We start from the raw sequence: 18075 nt of genomic DNA on the forward strand, positions 1-18075 counted from the left end.
AACCCGCCCTCCCCCGACACCCGTCGCCTGTTCACCGAGTGCCTGGACCTGATCACCACGCCGGTGGTCGACGACGTGGCGGACGGCGAACCGGCAGCCCTGGCCCGGCTGTGGGCCGCCGACGAGGCCCTGCGCGCCCAGCCCGAGGACCGGCACCGGGCCGATGCGCTGCTTGAGATGATCGCCACGTTCGTGGAGGATTACGGACGGTGATTCTCCCCTGATCCATGCCGGCCGGCAGCTGATGGCACCTCCTGTTCCCGGCAACGGCATGAGGGGGAACGAGCTCGTGGTCGCAGTGACCACCGTGCTGGAAGAGCTTCGGGGCATCGCCCCACCGACCGCCGGGGCCACAGCGGCGAGGTTCACGACCCGGGAGGGGATGTCCGGAGGAAAGTCCCGCGACCGTGCGGGGACGTCCTGACGCCCGGACCTCCTCCGCGTCACGGGCGGCCGTACCGCCACCGTGCTTCCCTGACCGCGTCCCCCTCCCCCGTGCGGCTTCCGGGCAGCACCGCGGCAGCGGTCGGACCGCGTTGTCAGTGGTCGCGGATAGCTTCGATCATGTTCCGCCGAGGTGGCGTGGACGTCCCCTTTCGCATGCCTGGGAGATGGTGCGTTGTCGTTCTGGGAGAAGTCGAGCACGGTGCGGGTGGTGCCGTCGGCGCGGCCGCGGAAGCTCGCGAAGGTGCCGTTCGTCGAGTTGGCCGACGGGCGGTTGCAGGGGGTGGTCTCCAGCGGGTCGGACATCGGGCGCGTGTACGTGTCCTCGGTCGAGGCGGGGACGTACGCGTTCGCGTGCAGCACCAACAACAACCGCCCCTGCGGCGGGGCCCGTGGGATGTTCTGCAACCACATCCGCGCGCTCGTCGGCGAGTCCGTGCTGCAGTACGGCGCCGGGCGCGTGGCCCGGTACCTGAAGGTCGAGGTCGACGCGGCGGAGCCGGACGCGCAGACCCTCACCGACGTCATGACCGCCACGCGCCCCACGGCGGTCGGCAGTTCGGCCGCGGCCCAGGTGTTCAGCCGGTTCCTGCGACAGCTGGCCTATCTCGAACTCGCTCCGAGTACCGCACCGGTGCCCGAGATGCAGTGGTTCCCGACGACGAGGGCGGTGGCCTGATGCGTGCCGATCTGCTTGCCGATGCCGTCGACGGCCTCGACGAGGCTCTCGCGGCCGTGGACGGGTTCGACGAGGCCCTCGTCGCCGGTCTGCTGCGTCCGCAGCCCGGCCAGGCCGGTGGGCTGACCGGGCTCGCCGACGCCGTCGCCGGGACGCCGCTGGCCGCGCGGGTGGCCGAGGCCGCCGAGAAGGCGGCCGCCGGAGCCGCCGACGAGGACCACTTCGTCGCACTCGCCGCGGCCCGCACCGCCCTGCTCGGTTCCGTGCACGACGCGCTGACCGCCCGCGTCGAGGAGGCCACCGGCCGGCCGAGGGCCGAGGAAACCACCGCCGCACCGGCCGGTGACGACGAACACGCGGCGAACCTGTACGCCGCCGCGCGCAGTTGGCTGTGCGATCTGGTGCGGGCCGGCTGGCAGGGCATCGACCACGAACTCGTCGGCGGCGCCGCGCCGGTCGTCTCCGCGATGCTGCCCGACCCGGCGCTGCGCCGCCTCGCCACGCTGCTCGACGGCTTCGCCGCCGAACTCGCCGCCTCCTGTCCGGGGGCGACCCTGGAGCGCGTCCCCGTGCGCCGCTGGGCCGACCTGTGGTCGCGCGCCCTGCTGCTGACGCTGCCGGGGGCGGCGCGCGCCTGCGCCGTGGCCGAGGCGACCGGCCGGCTGCTGCCGCTCGGTGTCGACGTGCAGGAGCACGCCACCGCCATGCAGGCCCAGGTGCACGCGGTGTTCGAGCCCGCGGACGGCGGCGCGCCCCGGCTGGTGCGGGCCTCAGTCTCCGCGCCCAAGCCCGACACGGTCGTCGGCGCCGGTCTGTGGCAGCTGCTGCGGCCGCACATGTCCCTGCTGGGGGCCGTGAGCGAGGGCCGCGCCATGGACCTCGACGCGATGCCCGTCACCGCCGAGGGCGACCTGATATGGGACGACGCCCGTGTGCGCACGGGCGAGTCCGCTGACGTCCTCGCCACCGCCCGGGTGGCCCTGCCCACCGCCGCCGCCTTCGCCGTGTCGCCGCTCGACCGGCACCCGGCCCGGATCGCGGTGCCCGTCCTGCTGGAGGGGTACGGCGTGGAGGAAGAAGGAGAGGAAGGCGACGACGGGGTCGTCTTCCAGGCCGCCGGGTACCGCCTGGCCGTCGACACCGATCGTGTCCCGGCCGCCGGTCCGCTCTCGCCCGAGGTCGTCGCCTCGTCCGGCGCGTGTGTCGGGCTGCTGCGCTGGGACGCCGGGGAGTTCCTCCTCCAGCCGCTCGCCGTCGAGCGGACCGTACGGAAGAAGACCGTCGCCGTGCACGCCGGGGCCTGGGCCGGGGGTACGGCCGACAAGGCCGGGGTCCGGGCCGAGAAGGCCGCCACCGACGCCGTCACCGTGCTGCGCGAACGGGCGGGAAGGCTGCTGCGGAAATGACCCACCCCATGCTCCACCACACCAGCGGGGACGCCCCCGAGCCCGATCCGTACGACAACCGGCGGCAGGTCCTCTACTGGCGTCTGCTGGCCCGTCTCTTCGACCCGGAGGAGCAGGCCGGCCTGGAGTCGGCGAGTCTCGCCGTGGTCGAGGACATCGGCCTGCCGTCCGCGCTGCTCGATCCCGGTGTGTCGGTCGACTCCGTCGTGCAGCGGCACCCGGAGCTGGCCGCCGAGTTCGACGGGCTGATGGCCCCCGAGCCGGAGGAGGACGGTACGCGTGACCGGGCCGCCGAGGTGCGGCGCGCGGCGCTCGCGTCGAAGGTGCTGCTGAACGTCTTCGCCTCCCGCCCCGGCACCGTCTCCGCCGAGCAGTTGGCCCGCTGGCAGTCGGACGCGGGCCGGCTGGAGCGGGCGCTGGGCTGCCGGCCCGGTGAGCTGCGCGGCGGGCGCGGCAGCACCCACCGCACGGGGGCCGGAGGGGGCGCCAACCCGACCGGCACCGGAGTCGGTGGCCCTGCGCCCGACCTCAGCCGGCTGATCCCCGCGATCGGCCCGGAGCTCGGCTCCATCGAGGGCGACCTCGTCAGGCGCATGCACCTGCGCGAGGTGCTGGCCGACCCGCAGCTGGCCTCGCGGCTGACGCCGAGCATGTCCCTGATCGAGCAGTTGCTGCGCGACAAGGACAACCTCTCCGGCGTGGCCCTGGCCAACGCCAAGGCGCTGATCCGCCGTTACGTCGACGAGGTCACCGAGGTGCTGCGCACCCAGGTGGAGAAGGCCACGGTCGGCGAGCTCGACCGGTCCGTCCCGCCCAAGCGCGTGTTCCGCAACCTCGACATCGACCGCACCATCTGGAAGAACCTCACCAACTGGAGCCCGGAGGAGGAGCGGCTCTACGTCGACCGCCTCTACTACCGGCACACCAGCCGCAGGACGACGCCCCAGCGGCTGATCGTCGTCGTGGACCAGTCGGGTTCCATGGTCGACTCGATGGTCAACTGCACCATCCTGGCCTCCATTTTCGCCGGACTGCCGAAGGTGGACGTCCACCTGATCGCCTACGACACCCAGGCCCTGGACCTCACTCCCTGGGCGCACGACCCGTTCGAGACGCTGCTGCGCACCAAGCTGGGCGGCGGCACCGACGGCACCGTCGCCATGGCGCTCGCGCAGCCGAAGATCGCCGAGCCGCGCAACACCGTCGTGGTGTGGATCTCCGACTTCTACGAGTGGCGCCACCAGGAGCTGTTCGACAGCATGGCCGCCGTTCACCGCTCGGGCGCGAAGTTCATCCCGGTCGGCTCGGTGACCAGCTCCGGGCGCGGCAGCGTCAACCCGTGGTTCCGGGAGCGTTTCAAGGACCTCGGCACGCCGGTGATCTCCGGCCACATCAAGAAGCTCGTGCACGAGCTCAAGGCGTTTCTCACCTGATCTCACCTGATCTCACCTGACCTCGCCTGATCACCGGACGTACGTCCACGTCTCGTTGTGATCACCTCTGCCATCACCTTTCGGAAAGGCCCTTCCCTCATGTCCGACCTGCTGCGCGCCCCTGCCGAGATCAAGTACGCCGAGGAGCTCGACTGGCTGGAGTCGATCGACGACAATCCCAAGCCGTTCTCGTGGCGCCTGTCGCCGAAGATGGTCCGCCTGTTCATCCTGGGCTCCGAGCGCTCCGACGGTCTGGACCGGGAGGTCCCGCAGAAGTGGTTCGGCGACCGCAGCTTCGTCGAGCGTTCCATCGTCACCCTCGCCTCCGACCGCGGTCTGCTGCTCATCGGCGACCCCGGCACCGGCAAGAGCTGGCTGGCGGAGCTGCTGTCCGCAGCGATCTGCCGCAACTCCACGCTGGTGGTGCAGGGCACGGCGGGCACCACCGAGGACCACATCAAGTACTCGTGGAACGTGTCCATGGTCATCGCCAAGGGCCAGTCGCGGGAGTCGATGATCCCCTCCCCGATCATGACCGCCATGGAGGCCGGCGCCATCGGCCGCTTCGAGGAGCTGACCCGGTCCACGAGCGATGTCCAGGACGCGCTGATCTCGATCCTCTCCGAGAAGTACATCTCCGTTCCCGAGTTGGAGAGCGGCGGCGGAGACGACAACATCGTGTTCGCCAAGCCCGGTTTCTCGATCATCGCCACAGCCAACAGCCGCGACCGGGGCGTCAACGACCTGTCCTCCGCGCTCAAGCGCCGCTTCAACTTCGTCCGCATCCCGGTCGTGACGAACAGGAAGAGCGAGGCGGAGATCGTCCGCTTCCGCACCGAGGAACTGCTGCGCCGGCACTCGATCGACCTCGACGTGCCGCCGACCCTGCTCGACGTGCTCCTGCAGAGCTTCGCCGACCTGCGCGCGTCCGCCGCCGCGGCCGGCAGCGACGACGAGAAGCTGGAGTCGGCGCTGTCGACGGCCGAGCAGATCGGCGTGCTGGAGGACGCCGTCCTGCACAGCAACTTCTTCGGCGAGCGCGCCCTGACCGCCCGCACGCTCGCCTCCTCGCTCGTCGGCTCCCTCACCCGCCGCGAGCCCGAGGACCTGGCCATCCTCAACAAGTACCTGCACGGTGTCGTCGAGCCGCGCAGCAAGGAGGAGGGCGGCTCCTGGCCCGAGTTCCTGGAGGGCGGCCGCGACGCGATCGCCACGCTGTCATGAGCGGGCCCCACGAGAGCGGCGCGTTCGCCGCGCTGCGCGGACAACTGCAAGAGGCCGCCACCGCGTTCGCGGGCGGGCCCGACGCCCTGGAGGGCATCCTCCTCGGCATGGTCGACGACGTCGACCGGGCGGTGCGCGAGCCGCTGGAGATCTTCCCCGTCTGCCATCACTCCCCCGCCTCGGCGACCGCCATGGCCCGGCGGCTGCGCGAGAAGCAGCCCAAGGTGGTCTACCTGGAGCTGTGCGAGGACATGGCGCCGCTGCTGACCGAGCTGCGCAACTGCCGGCTGCCGGTGGCGGTGCAGGCGTTCGCCGGTGACGTCGACGGCTTCCCCCAGGCCTGGGCTCCGCTGTCGGTCGTCGCGCCGGTCACCGAGGTGTCCGCCGAGTACCAGGCCATCGCGTACGCCCTGGACACCCCGGGTGTGGAGCTGGTCCTCGTGGACCGGTCCGCGGACCACGTCTTCCAGTGGGACACCGGCGGCGAGCAGGTGCGGGAGGCCGCGGCGGAGGACACCGGTCCTCCGGCCGAGACCGAGACCGAGGCCGAGGCCGCGCTGCACGGCGAGGCCGTCGGCGTCGGGATCGGCGACCTCCGGCCGCGCTTCGCCGAGTTGGAGGAGCACCTGCTGCGCCACGGCAAGGTGCGGCACTGGTCGGAGTGGTGGCACCAGTACGTCGAGGTGCCGCTCGGCGACAGCGCCGCCGACCACGACACCTACCGCCAGGTGATGTTCCTCATCGGCAGCCTGTTCCGGCGCCTCGCTCCGGGTGACGGCGCCCGGGTCCGCGTGGACGAGGACCGGGAGCGGTACATGTGGACCCGGATGCGCGAGCACCTGACGGCGACCGGGACCGATCCGGCGGACTGCCTGTACGTGTGCGGGGCGTTCCACGCGGCCAGCCGTGTCGAGGAGTCCGGCCTGCACGGCACCGACACGTATCCGATCTCCCCGCGTACCGCCACCACCTGGCAGTACGGACTGATCCCGTCCAGCCACGCGGCGATCGAGGCACAGTTCGGTCTTGCCGCCGGCTCGGTGTCGATCGCCTCGACGGAGTGGGCGAAGAGCCTGAGGCGCACCCGTGTGCAGCCGTACCGGCTGGCGGGCCAGGCGGGTACGAAGAAGTCCCCTGCGAAGAAGGCCGCCGCGGCGAAGACCTCGGCGGCGAAGCCCCGGGGACGGCAAGCCGCCGTCCCCGCACCGGAGTCCGCCACCGCGGACCGGCTGTCCGGCTTCCTGCGCAGACCGCCCGTGCTCGACGGCCTGGACGAGGCCGAACTGCTCGGCTGGTCGGTGGACATCGTGCGCGCGGCCCGGCGCAACGGCTACCTCGCCTCCACCGCCGACGCCATCGCGGTGTTCGAGACGTCGGTCCTGCTCGCCGGGATGCGGGACCGGGCCAAGCCCACGCCGTACGACTTCCAGGACGCGGCGGTCACCTGCATCGAGAAGGACGCCGTGCCGGGGCGGCGGGACGTGCGGCGCCTCGTCGAGATCATGATGGGCGGCGACCGGATCGGCCAGGTCGGCTACGACGCGCTGCCGCCGCTCGCCCGCGACGTGCACGACCGGCTGGCGCCGCTCGGACTGAAGCTCCAGCAGCGCGGCATGCAACGGGCCCTGATGGACATGGCCTCCAGGCCGGAACTCCGGGCCTGCTCCGACGTCCTGTGGATGCTGCGGCGCCTGATGCCGCACGGCGCGGCCCGGCCGATCATGGGCGAGCGGCGGCTCGGTGAGCGTTCGATCCAGGAGTCCTGGGACCTGGCGCTCGGCACCCACCAGCGGGCCCTCATCGAGCTCGGCTACGAGGGCGTCAGCATCGAGCAGGTCCTGGAGCAGCGACTGCGGCGCGACGCCTACGGCCCGCAGACCACGACCGCGACCGTCCTGGCCGCGGTCGAGGACGCGACCCTGTACCTGCGCAGCCGCCGCCTCGCCGACGAACTCGGCACGCACGCGCTGAAGGTGCTCGCCACCGAGCGCAGCGTCGACGGCGCGCCGGAGGTGCTGCGCCGGGTACGCGGGCTGCTGGCGTACTACCGCACCAGCGAACCGGTGCTGCCGCCGTGGATCGAGTCGTTCGTCAAGACCGGCTACGCCCACTACTGCACGCTGCTGCCGGTGGCGTTCCGGGACGAGGACGCGACGGTCGGGCAGGTCGCGGCGATGCTCGGCTTCCTGTTCAGCATGGAGAGTCTCGCACTGTCGCTGGGCTGCGACCGGGCCCAGCTGGAGCTGGCGGTCGCCCAGTCGCACCCCGAGGAGCCGGCGAAGACGGCACTGCTGTGGGCGGCGCAGGTGCGGCTCGGCACGTTGTCCCGGGCCGAGCTGCGGGGCCGGTGCGACGCGCTGCTGGACAATCCGCTGGTGGTGCCCGCCTATCCCCGTTATCTCAGCGGCTTCGTGCACGCGCTGGAGCCGGTGCCGGGGTTGGCGGACGTGGTCGTGGAAGCGGTGTCGAACGCGTTCGGGCGGTTGCCCGACGCGGTGCTGCTGCCGTGGCTGCCGCTGCTCATCACCACCTTGCGGTCCGGCGCCGCGGAACTCGCCCCGCTGCTGATCCGCGAGGCCGGGCGGATCTTCCCGGGCCGGTTGGCGGCCCTGGACGCGTGGATACCGCCGTGGCGGACGCCCCCGGCCCCGCCCGCCGGACGCCGGACGCAGTCCGCAGGGAACGGCCGCCAGGGCGCCGCACTGCTCCCGGCTCATCCGGCGGCCTGCGACGCGGTGGCGGAGCTGCTGGGCTGCACGCAGGGGTGGACGCGGGCCGACGTCCCGCCCCCGCCGGGTACGGGGGTCGGGTTGCTGGCCGTGCATCCGGCGGCGTGCGACGCAGTGGCGGACCTGCTGGGCTGCGACGGCGCGTGGGCGGCGTCCGGCTCCTCGCCCTCGGGCGCCGCGCTGGCGACCCGGCATCCGGCCACGGCGAAGGCCTTGGAGTCCCTACTCACGAGCACCTGACCTGGGATCCCTGCTCACGAACACATGCCGGCGACGGCTCACGCCGGGGCGGCCGGGTCCTGGGGCCACCAGGCCCCGGCCGGCCCGGCGTGCCGGTCAGCGGGCGTCCACTCCTGGCTGCACCGACCGGGTGGAGCCAGGAGGCCGGACCGGATGCGACGTCAGTGCTTGTGCAGCCGTGCGGTGATCGGGGCGCTTTCGCGGTTGGCACGGTCCACCGAGGTGACCGCGTACGCCGAGCCCTCCGGTGCCGCCGGCCCCGTCCACTCGGTGCTGCGGGCGCCCGGGAGCACCGCCACGAGCTCGTCGCCGCCGGCGGCGCCGCGCAGCCGGACCGCGTACAGCGCGGGGACGTGGTTGCCGCGTGAGCGCACCTCGATCCGGATCCCGCCGCCGTTCGTCCGCACGGCCGACGCGAGCGGGGGAAGCGGCGCGGGCCCGTGGACGAGCCTCGGCAGGACGGGAGGCAGCGCGGGCCGCTGCCAGTGGTCGGCGGTCAGCCTGCTGATCGCGCCGATCGGGTCGGCGGCCACGTCCGTGGTGCTGAAGAGGATCTCGCCGCTGATCTCCGGCAGTGTTTTGTCCATCGCCAGGTGCCGGGAGAGCTCGGCCGGGTCCTGCCAGGCGGCCGGCTGGGCGGGGTCGCCGACCTTGTACACGGCCTGGCCGATCCACAGCTGCACGTCGGTGCCGCGCACCGCGTCCGCCCACCACGGAGCGAGGACGGCGTAGTCGGCCACCGGCAGGCCGATGTTCCAGTACAGCTGCGGGGCGATGTAGTCCAGCCAGCCCTTCCGCACCCAGCCCAGGGTGTCGGCGTTCAGCGCGTCGTAGGACTGGGTGCCGTTGGTGGCCGAACCGCGCGGATCGCTGGAGGCGTTGCGCCAGATGCCGAACGGGCTGATGCCGAACGCCGCCTCGGGCCGGACGGCGCGTACCCGGTCGCGTACCTCCCGCACCAGCAGGTCCACGTTGTGCCGGCGCCAGGCGGCCCGGTCGGTGAATCCCGCGCCGTACGCGGCGAAGGCGTCGTCGTCGGGGAAGTCCGTACCGCCCACCGGGTAGGGGTAGAAGTAGTCGTCGAAGTGGACGCCGTCGATCTCGTAACGCTCCACCGCGTCCAGGATGGCGTCCTCGACGAAAGCGCGGGCGGCGGGGATACCGGGGTTGTAGTACAGCTTGCCGCCGTACGACACGGTCCACTCCGGGTGCAGTCGCGCCGGGTGGTCGGGCACGAGCTTGGTGACGTCGGACTGCTGCGAGACGCGGTAGGGGTTGAACCACGCGTGCAGCGCCAGCCCGCGAGCGTGCGCGGCCTCGACCATGAAGCCCAGGGGGTCGTAGCCGGGATCCTTCCCCTGAGTTCCGGTCAGGTACTGGGACCACGGCTCGAACCGTGAGGGCCAGAACGCGTCGGCCGCCGGCCGGACCTGGGCGAACACCGCGTTGAGCCCGACCGACCTGGCGTGGTCGAGCAGCGCGACGAACTCCGCCTGCTGTGCGGCGGGGCTCAGGCCGGGCCGCGAGGGCCAGTCGATGTTGGCGACGGTGGCGATCCACTCACCGCGCAGTTCACGGCCCTTGGCCCCGGTCGCCGTGCCGTCCTCGGCGGCCGGCAGCAGGGGCGGCTCTGCCTCGGAGAGGACAGCCGCACCGGCGGGGGCGGGTAAACCGGCCGCGGTGAGACCGGCCGTCAGCGCGGCGGCGCGCAGCAGTGCACGGCGGGTGGGACGCCGTGCGGCCGAGGCAGGGTCGGGGGTGTCGGTCACAGCGACTCCTGAGGAGAGACGGCAGGCAGACCGGCTCACCCTGCCCAGCCCGCCATGCTCAGGTCAACCACCGGGTTGAATGTTCACCGAACGGCTGGAGTTCGAGCAACCGGCATGCGGGCCTCCCGACCGTTCGCCATCAGGCCTGTCGGCCTTACCGTGGGTGGCGAAGGTCGACTCCCTCCGCGGTCGAAGATGCCGGGTTCACGAAACGGTCCACGCGCTCAACGCCCTGTCGGAGCCCACCCAGCGAAACCCGCCGACGCACCGCGAGTCCGGCGCCCGCGAGCCCGAGTTCAGCATTCGAGGAGGGGCGAACTCGGACGCGGGGCGGGCCGCGCGCTGCCGGCTTGCGGCCGTGGAGCTCTTCTCCCGCTCATGGACGGCGTTGCGCACGGCGGTCGCCGGGCTTCCGGACGAGGACTTCGCACGGCCGTCCGCTGGGGCACGGAGCCGTACTCCCGCGGCGGCAAGAGCGTCCGGTCCGAGTGCGCGGTGGGAGCGCGAACGGTCCCGAACCGGTGCCGGGTGTGTCAGATCGGTGGCGATGCTGCGTGCTGGGCGTGAACGTGGTGGCGCGGCAGGTGTTCTTCGCCACAGCGATGCGCCGAGCAGCAAGGTCGAGGCGTCACGATGCACCTCGCGGATGTGCAGATTTGCGATGGCCTGGCCATCCAAACTGCCGCCATGCCGGCCCTGACCACGTGAAACGCCACATCTTCACAAATTGTTTTATGATCGCTAACGAACTGATCCCTTCGCGCCTGCATCCTGACTCCGGACGCTCTTGGCGATCGCGATCACAACGGGCCATGTGGCCCGCATGGCAGCCACACGTGTGCAGAAAGGTGAACACCATGGCCCTCGGACTGCTCCGCCGTCGGCGTTCCCGCAGCGCCTCCGGTGCCGAGCCGGGCCTTTCGATTCCCCTGCCGGCCGGCGCGGGCGCGCTCGGCTGCGAGGTCGTCGACTTCATGGGGCAGCCCATGGGTGGGGCCGAGGTCACGGTGACCGCGCTGGACAGCCACCGCGTCGTGACCCACGGCACCACCGATCCGTACGGCTTCTTCATGGCGGCGCTGCCACCGGGCTCCTACAGCGTGCGGACCGCGGCCGAGGGCCTGTCGCCCTCCCGCGAAACCGTCGAGATAGCCGCCGGAGTGGCCCCTCCCCCTGCGCGCATCACGCTGGAGCCCGCCCGTCAGCTGGAACTCCCGCCGCCCGGTACCTGGTTGTTCGACCCGCCGCACACCGCGATCCGGTTCATCGCCAAGCACGTGGGCATGGCCCATGTGCACGGTCGTTTCACCCGCTTCGACGGTGGCATCCGCATCGCGCAGGACATGGCCGATTCCCAGGTCTCGGTACGCATCGACGCCTCCAGCATCGCCACGGGCAACAAGACCCGTGACAGCCACCTGCGTTCCGCCGACTTCCTCGACGTCGAGCGCTTCCCGTACATCGACTTCGTCAGCAGCCGGTTCGTCTACCGCGGCGGTTCCAAGTGGACGCTGCACGGCACGCTCACCATGCACGGCATCAGCCGCTCCGTCGGCCTGGACACGACGTACCTGGGCACGGTGAACGGCGGTTACGAACAGGAACTCCGCTGCGCGGCTCTGGCGAAGGCGGAGCTGCACCGCGACGACTTCACCCTGAACTACCGCTCGATGCTGGCCCGCGGCATCGCGGTCGTCGGGCCGACCGTCCAACTGGAGCTGGACGTACAGGCGATGTACCACACCCCCGACACACCCACGCCGCCGGAGTAGGCACGGGCGCCGGTCCTCCTGGTCCCCTCCCTTCGAGGACTCCGTCCTGTACGGCGCGTCACGCGGGCATCCTCATCCGCCGGCACCCCCTCGACCTGGACCAGGAACCGGCGGGGCCGCTCGCCGGTGTCGAGGAGGTCGCGCGGCGGATGAGGAACGGCCGGCGCGGTCCGGCGCGGCCTCCTGGTGCGGCTACTTCAGCTTCCACTCGCCGGTCTGGTCGGCGAACCCGGAGTCCATGGTGAACTGCACGGTGTCGAGCTTCGACGCCTTGGGAACCTCGAAGACGATCCAGCCGAGGCCCTGGGCGCCGGGCTTGAGCTTCAGAGCGGAGGACATGGACGGTCCGGCCGTGATGTCCGCGAAGGTGGTGTCGAACTGCTGCCCCTCGCTGTCGGCGACCTGGGCGCCGTTGGACGGGCTGTCGTCGTAGGCCGCCTTACCGGTGTTGACGAGCTTGAACTGCACGCCGACGAACCGCTTGCCGGAGTCGGGCTCGGTGAACTCGTCGGCCGACTTGGCGGGGTCGGCGACCTTGACGACGGTGACGTCGAGCCGGCTGCCGCCCTTCATGCCCTTCAGAGTGAGGGTGTCGCCGACCTTGGCGACCTCGGAGGCGGCGTCCTTCTCCTTCTTGGCGTCCTTGCCACTGTCCGCCTTGGCGGCGGCGTTCCCCTTCGGCTTGTCGACGACGGTGCTGTCGGCATCGCAGGCGGTGAGAGCGAGTACGCCGATGACGGCGACAGCGGCGGCGGCGATTCTGGTACGGGCGTGCATGGTCCCCCCAAGGACAGTGTGGTGTCGTTCACGACGCGCCCCCGCAGGCTTCCACGAGCAGGGGCTCACGGAAGAGCTTATGGAGTATGCGTTGATGATGTCAACACAACTATCTACCCTTGTTTACATGTGGGTCCAATGGCATCCGACACAGCGTGAGTTCAGCTGAGCGTTCGGCACACTGCCGCCCGAGGACCGGTTCGGGCACGAGGGTCCCGCCGCGGCCGTCGCGAACGCCGCCGGCCGGATCTTGCCGGCCGGCGGCGTTCAGGAGCTTGCCGTCGTTCTGGAGAAGCCCTTCGCGGGGCCGTGGGTTCGTTCGTCCCGAGTCTCGGACGAAGCGTCAGTTGTCCGGTTCGAGCGCGCCGCCGACGAGGCCGTCGCGGGCCAGCTCGGTGGCCTCGCGGCTCAGTTCGGCGACCTTCCTGGCGCACTCCTCGAACTCCTTGAGGGCGCGGAACGCCGCGCCGTACCGGCGCTGCTCGGCGATGTCCATCTGGGGGACGCGTGCGCCCTTGCCGTCGAGGCGGAACGTTCCGCTGGCGCTGGTGGAGCGGCGGGTGTTGGCCGCGCTGCGCAGGAATCCCTGCAGGAAGTCGGTGTCGAGCTGGTCGCTGACGGACACCGGCTCCGCCTCGCCGTACTCGACGAGACCTGCCCGGGCGAGATCGGCGACGCTGACGGAGGGGCCGTCCGCGGCACCGTGACGTTCGCCCGCGATGAGGGCCGGCAGCAGCTCGGCGAGCACGCGCACGTGTTCCGCCAGCTCGTGCCGCAGCTGCCGGTACTCGGCCGGGTAGTCGCGGTGGGACTCCTCCACGTACCGGCCGGGGGTGAGGTCCACGACGTCGTCGAGCAGTTCGATGAGGGAGACGTCCGCCGTCTGCTCCGGCCGTGCGTCCAGGGGGCCGTCCGGGTCGTTGCCGGTCAGGTCGACCATGCGGACGCTGGTGGCCGCGTCGCCCAGGGAGCGCGGACGGCGCAGCTGCCAGATGTGCACGGGCAGCGCGTGCGAGGCGGCCGTGCCCGGTGGCAGGGCGGTGACCTGGGTGACGATGCCGCGGCGTACCAGCTCGGCACGGATACGGCGGCCGGCCTTGCGGTAGGCGACCGAGGCGGGCATGACCATCAGGATCCGGCCGCCGGGGACGGTGTGCGCGTACGCGTGCTGCAGCCAGGCGAGTTCGCCTTCGGCCCGGGACGGGGTGCCCAGTTCCCACCGCGGGTCGAGGAGGAGCTCCTCGCGGCCCCAGTCGGTGTCGCCGACGGGCGGGTCGCAGACGACCAGATCGGCTCCGAGGTCCGTCCAGCGGTCGTCGCGGAGGGAGTCCCCCGCGACGATCTCGACACCGGCACGTCCGGCGAGGTCGGCGCGCAGCTGTGCGAAGCGGGCGCTGCGGGCGTCCGCCTCCTGCCCGAACCGCCGTGGTCCCCGCTCGGGGCCGACGGAGAGCAGGAGGGTGCCGATGCCGCAGGCCGGGTCGAAGACGACGGCGTCGTCGGCGACCTGGCCGGCCAGGTGCCGTACGGCCCGGACGACGCGCGGCGAGGAGACCTGGTCGGATCCGGCGCGGCGCACGGAGTCGGTGAAGCGCTCGGCGAGGGCGTGCGCCACCTCGCCGGGCGAGCCGCTGTCCGCCAAGCGCCGGGCCAGGCCGGCGGCGTCCTCCGGGAGGGCGGCCGGCCTCTTCGCCCGGGTGTCGGCGAGGATCGTGGCGACATCGGCGAGCGCGGCCACCATGTCGTCGCCGTAGGCTCCGCGCAGCAACTGCCAGAGTCGGACCTCCTCCGAGAGGTCCTGCCCCTTGCGCTGCCTGTCCAGCCACGCCTGGACCTCGGCGAGGTCGAAGAGCGGACTGTTGGCGCTTCCGCCCGTCGGCGCGGGGAAGTCGTCGTACCGCCGACGCCAGTTGGACACCGCGGCCCGGGTGACGCCCGCGAGCCGCGCGATCTCGGAACCGGTGACGAGAGGACCGGCTGGTGGGGCGGCGTTGTCCGTCATGCGGCCAACCGTACACGGCCCCTACCGCCCCATCAACGAAAAACGTGTTGACATGATACACGTCCGGCAAAGGTTCCCCCATGTGTACTTCGGCCCTTCCTGGCGGAGGCCGGCACGTACGTCCGGTTTCGTGCCGCCCATGGTGCAGGAGGGGCTGTTGGTCCCTACCCGGAGGGCCGCGCAGGGACTGTTCGGCCCTATCCGGCCCCCGTACCGATCCAGTGATCATGGGGCGGCGGCCGGGAGGGTCCGGTCCGGTGTGCCGGTCGGAGCGCCTCCGGGTCGTCGTTCCAGCGATGAAGAGAAACAGATCGGGAGGCACCGTCCGGTGGACGAGGTGCGGATACAACAGGCGGCGGCCGTGCGGTCGCCGGACGTGGCCGAGGCGCCCGCCGCGGCCGCGGAGACGGCCCAGGAGGAGGTCCGGGAGAGGGCCAAAGGACGGTCGGACTGGGTGCACCGGCTGACCACCACCGACCACAAGAAGATCGGGACGCTCTATCTCGTCACCGCCTTCGGGTTCTTCGTCGTCGGCGGCGTCATGGCGCTGGCGATGCGGGCCGAACTCGCCCGGCCCGGACTGCAGATCATGTCGAACGAGCAGTTCAACCAGGCGTTCACGATGCACGGCTCGATCATGCTGCTGATGTTCGCGATGCCGTTGTTCACCGGCTTCGCGAACTGGATCATGCCGCTGCAGATCGGCGCCCCCGACGTCGCCTTCCCCCGGCTGAACATGATCGCCTACTGGCTGTTCCTGTTCGGTTCCCTCATCGCCGCGGGTGGTTTCCTCACTCCGGGCGGGGCCGCCGACTTCGGCTGGTTCCTGTACGCCCCGCTGTCGGACGCCGTCCACTCGCCGGGGATCGGCGCCGACATGTGGATCATGGGCGTGGCGCTGTCCGGCTTCGGCAGCATCCTCGGCGCGGTCAACTTCATCACCACGATCATCTGCATGCGGGCACCCGGCCTGACCATGTTCCGCATGCCGATCTTCACCTGGAACGTGCTGCTGACCGCGCTCCTCGTCCTGTTCGTCTTCCCCGTGCTCGCGGCGGCCCTGTTCGCCCTGGAGTGCGACCGCAAGTTCGGCAGCCACATCTTCGACGCGGCCAACGGCGGGGCCCTGCTCTGGCAGCACCTGTTCTGGTTCTTCGGGCATCCCGAGGTGTACATCCTGGCGCTGCCGTTCTTCGGCATCGTCAGTGAGATCATCCCGGTCTTCTCCCGCAAGCCGATGTTCGGCTACATGGGCCTGATCGGCGCGACCATCTCGATCGCCGGTCTGTCGGTGACGGTGTGGGCCCACCACATGTACACCACGGGCGGGGTCCTGCTGCCGTTCTTCTCCTTCATGACCTTCCTGATCGCGGTGCCGACCGGGGTGAAGTTCTTCAACTGGATCGGCACCATGTGGAAGGGCTCGCTGTCCTTCGAGGCCCCGATGCTGTGGACGGTGGGCTTCCTGGTGACGTTCCTCTTCGGCGGGCTGACCGGCGTGATCCTGGCCTCGCCGCCGCTGGACTTCCACGTCACGGACTCGTACTTCGTGGTGGCGCACTTCCACTACACGGTGTTCGGCACGGTCGTGTACGCGATGTTCGCCGGCTTCCACTTCTGGTGGCCGAAGTGGACCGGCAAGATGCTCGACGAGCGGCTCGCCAAGATCACCTTCTGGACGCTCACCGTCGGCTTCCACCTGACGTTCCTGGTCCAGCACTGGCTGGGCGCCGAGGGCATGCCGCGCCGGTACTCCGACTACCTGGACGCCGACGGCTTCACCGTCCTCAACACCCTGTCCACGATCGGGTCGTTCATGCTGGGCCTGTCGATCCTGCCGTTCTTCTACAACGTGTGGCGGACCGCCAAGTACGGCAAGCCGGTGGAGACCGACGACCCCTGGGGCTACGGCCGTTCGCTGGAGTGGGCCACGTCCTGCCCGCCGCCCCGGCACAACTTCGTCTCCCTGCCCCGGATCCGCAGCGAGTCCCCCGCGTTCGACCTGCACCACCCGGAGATCGCCGGAGCGGCCGGGGCCGCCGAGGTGGAAGCGGCTGCGAGGTAGGCCATGTCGCACGCCGTTGCCGCCCTGGGAACCGCCGCGCTCACCGCCGGCGGCTGCCTCTGGTACGTGCCGGCCCTCGCCGACCTGCGGGCCGGCGCCGACCGGCCCGACTCCCGGCGTCTCGCTGCCGCGGCCTGCGTGACCGGCTGGGCCGGCGCCGGTGCGGTCGCCGTCCTGCTGCTCGTGGCCGAAGACTGGTGGGCACCGGCCGCCGCGGCCGTCGTCGGCGCCGTCATCGCGGCCGCCCTGCGCCTGTACGCCGCCGTACGGCGCGGACGCGAGGCGCGGGAGGCCGCACACCACTGGGCGTCGCTGGGTCATGTTCCGCCCCCGGCCGGCACGGGCCGCTCCCGGTACGTCGTCGCCGCCGTCGTGGGCTGCGGCCTGGCCGCCGCCGTGGCTGTCGCGGTCTGGCGGGCCGGCGCCGGTCCGGGCGGCTACGCGAACTGGGCGGCGGCGGCCGTCGCTTCGGCCACCGTCATGGGGGCGTTCCTCGTCGCGGCGGCCGTGTACGCCCGGGCAGCCGCCCGGACGCCCCACCGCGCCACGGCGATGACCGGCCGGGAAGGGCCCGGAGTTAGCTCGTCGGCTGCTGGGGCCGGTGGGCACACCCGCCGGCCCCAGCAGTTGCGTCACGCGCCGTCGTCGTCGCTGCCGAGGTGCCGTGCGCCGGTGAGAAGGGCCTCTCTCCACTGCCCGGAGTCCATGGCCACGAGTCGCGGTACGGCCTCGTTCCAGCGCTCGGCCGTGTCGTCCAGGGTCCGGGCGACGGTCCGGTGTATCCCACGGCCGGCCGCGGCGAGGACGAGGGCGGCCAGCGGGCGCAGGAACGAGCGGCCGCGCACGGAGACGGTGACGCGTACGTCCCAGCGGTCGTCGTCCCACCTCGGGCGGGGCGTGGCGCGCACGTCCGCGCGGAGCCAGCGGTGGTCCAGCCGGGCCGAGGCGGGGGCGGAGGACATGGTGCGTTCAGTATCGGCCGCCGTCCACCAGTCGTCGAGCCGGACGCGGGCGCGGCCTTTCAGGTGGGATAGCCCGAGCGGTGCGCCCTCGGTCCGGGCCCGGCCGCCGACCTCGATCAGGCGCGGGCGGTCGGGGCTCTTCAGCGCGGCGTCCAGTTCGACGGTCCCGTCGTCCTCGGCGACTGCGAGTTCCAGCCGGACGGCGCGGCGCCGGTCCCATTCCCTGACCGTGATCCGGGCCGTCTCACCGGCACCCGTGCCTTTGCCCTCGCCCTCGCCGTTCTCGTCCGGGACGAGGTAGACCGCCCCCGGCCGCAGGTGCCGTCCCCGGGTCAGCCGGACGTCCGGCACCGTCTGTCCGTCCGGCAGCACGAGCCGCTGTCCCTCGGCCCGGCTCTCCTCCACCAGGGCGCGGACCACTCCGAGGGCGTCGACGAGCCACTCGTACGGAACGGGTTCGACGACCACCGTGTGGCTGACGGAAACCATGCGGACAGCATGGCCGACCGGACGGCCGGGCTTCCATGGCACGGCCCGGCAGAACGGGGGGCGGGCTGCTTGCCCGGCACCGGC

11 protein-coding genes and 3 pseudogenes are annotated in these 18075 nt (G+C 71.8%); 10 read left to right on the plus strand and 4 right to left on the minus strand.

What is annotated here, in order from left to right:
* The 6 genes and pseudogenes from C1I97_RS39620 to C1I97_RS03845 all read left to right on the plus strand — a co-directional run.
* Positions 1-213: pseudogene (locus tag C1I97_RS39620) on the plus strand (hypothetical protein); the annotation flags it as partial.
* 406 nt (positions 214-619) lie between these two features.
* On the plus strand, positions 620-1123 hold the full coding sequence (locus tag C1I97_RS03825) for a hypothetical protein (RefSeq protein ID WP_181446546.1): 504 nt from the start codon (positions 620-622) through the stop codon (positions 1121-1123).
* The gene (locus C1I97_RS03830; RefSeq protein WP_111001821.1) at positions 1123-2529 is read left to right on the plus strand and encodes a hypothetical protein; all 1407 of its coding nucleotides are present in this window, start codon (positions 1123-1125) and stop codon (positions 2527-2529) included. The genes C1I97_RS03825 and C1I97_RS03830 overlap by 1 nt, the downstream gene beginning before the upstream one ends.
* The gene (locus C1I97_RS03835) at positions 2526-3962 is read left to right on the plus strand and encodes a vWA domain-containing protein (protein WP_441349081.1); all 1437 of its coding nucleotides are present in this window, start codon (positions 2526-2528) and stop codon (positions 3960-3962) included. The genes C1I97_RS03830 and C1I97_RS03835 overlap by 4 nt, the downstream gene beginning before the upstream one ends.
* Positions 3963-4061: 99 nt before the next feature.
* The gene (locus C1I97_RS03840; protein WP_111001804.1) at positions 4062-5186 is read left to right on the plus strand and encodes an ATP-binding protein; all 1125 of its coding nucleotides are present in this window, start codon (positions 4062-4064) and stop codon (positions 5184-5186) included.
* Positions 5183-8155 carry a DUF5682 family protein gene (locus C1I97_RS03845; RefSeq protein ID WP_111001805.1) on the plus strand — a complete coding sequence of 991 codons (2973 nt, stop codon included), beginning with the start codon at positions 5183-5185 and terminating at the stop codon, positions 8153-8155. Before C1I97_RS03840 ends, C1I97_RS03845 begins: the two co-directional genes overlap by 4 nt.
* A 482-nt stretch (positions 8156-8637) precedes the next feature.
* Here C1I97_RS03845 and C1I97_RS03850 read toward each other — a convergent pair.
* A pseudogene (locus tag C1I97_RS03850) lies at positions 8638-9870 on the minus strand (glycoside hydrolase family 10 protein); the annotation flags it as partial.
* Between the two features lie 412 nt (positions 9871-10282).
* Here C1I97_RS03850 and C1I97_RS41030 point away from each other — a divergent pair.
* Positions 10283-10372 (plus strand): annotated as a pseudogene (locus C1I97_RS41030) (maleylpyruvate isomerase N-terminal domain-containing protein); the annotation flags it as partial.
* Between the two features lie 409 nt (positions 10373-10781).
* A complete protein-coding gene (locus C1I97_RS03860) occupies positions 10782-11696 on the plus strand; it encodes a YceI family protein (RefSeq protein WP_111001806.1) in 915 nt (304 codons plus the stop codon).
* Between the two features lie 192 nt (positions 11697-11888).
* Here the strand turns inward: C1I97_RS03860 and C1I97_RS03865 are convergent, their stop codons facing one another.
* Both C1I97_RS03865 and C1I97_RS03870 read right to left on the minus strand, forming a co-directional pair.
* Entirely contained in the window at positions 11889-12473 is a 585-nt protein-coding gene (locus tag C1I97_RS03865; protein WP_111001807.1) for a DUF4352 domain-containing protein, read from the minus strand.
* A gap of 343 nt (positions 12474-12816) precedes the next feature.
* Positions 12817-14475, minus strand: a complete 1659-nt coding sequence (locus C1I97_RS03870; protein ID WP_111001808.1) for an N-6 DNA methylase — start codon at positions 14473-14475, stop codon at positions 12817-12819.
* Here C1I97_RS03870 and C1I97_RS42895 point away from each other — a divergent pair.
* Entirely contained in the window at positions 14454-14531 is a 78-nt protein-coding gene (locus C1I97_RS42895) for a hypothetical protein (RefSeq protein ID WP_441349083.1), read from the plus strand. The two genes, C1I97_RS03870 and C1I97_RS42895, sit on opposite strands and share 22 nt — an antisense overlap.
* Positions 14532-14812: 281 nt before the next feature.
* Positions 14813-16540, plus strand: coding sequence for an aa3-type cytochrome oxidase subunit I (ctaD, locus tag C1I97_RS03875; RefSeq protein ID WP_441349082.1), 1728 nt, complete (start codon positions 14813-14815; stop codon positions 16538-16540).
* A gap of 632 nt (positions 16541-17172) precedes the next feature.
* On the opposite strand, the gene C1I97_RS39625 is transcribed toward ctaD, so the two are convergent.
* The gene (locus C1I97_RS39625; RefSeq protein ID WP_181446547.1) at positions 17173-17991 is read right to left on the minus strand and encodes a hypothetical protein; all 819 of its coding nucleotides are present in this window, start codon (positions 17989-17991) and stop codon (positions 17173-17175) included.
* Positions 17992-18075: the final 84 nt, after the last annotated feature.

Origin of the sequence: Streptomyces sp. NTH33, assembly GCF_003236365.1 — a bacterium.
In the GTDB taxonomy this organism is placed as follows: Bacteria; Actinomycetota; Actinomycetes; order Streptomycetales; family Streptomycetaceae; genus Streptomyces.

Bases quoted from the DNA above. Each gene is read 5' to 3' on its own strand.
- C1I97_RS03830 (WP_111001821.1), top strand. From the start codon at position 1,123: ATGCGTGCCGATCTGCTTGCCGATGCCGTCGACGGCCTCGACGAGGCT.
- C1I97_RS03835 (WP_441349081.1), top strand. From the start codon at position 2,526: ATGACCCACCCCATGCTCCACCACACCAGCGGGGACGCCCCCGAGCCC.
- C1I97_RS03840 (WP_111001804.1), top strand. From the start codon at position 4,062: ATGTCCGACCTGCTGCGCGCCCCTGCCGAGATCAAGTACGCCGAGGAG.
- C1I97_RS03845 (WP_111001805.1), top strand. From the start codon at position 5,183: ATGAGCGGGCCCCACGAGAGCGGCGCGTTCGCCGCGCTGCGCGGACAA.
- C1I97_RS03860 (WP_111001806.1), top strand. From the start codon at position 10,782: ATGGCCCTCGGACTGCTCCGCCGTCGGCGTTCCCGCAGCGCCTCCGGT.
- C1I97_RS03865 (WP_111001807.1), bottom strand. From the start codon at position 12,473: ATGCACGCCCGTACCAGAATCGCCGCCGCCGCTGTCGCCGTCATCGGC.
- C1I97_RS03870 (WP_111001808.1), bottom strand. From the start codon at position 14,475: ATGACGGACAACGCCGCCCCACCAGCCGGTCCTCTCGTCACCGGTTCC.
- C1I97_RS39625 (WP_181446547.1), bottom strand. From the start codon at position 17,991: ATGGTTTCCGTCAGCCACACGGTGGTCGTCGAACCCGTTCCGTACGAG.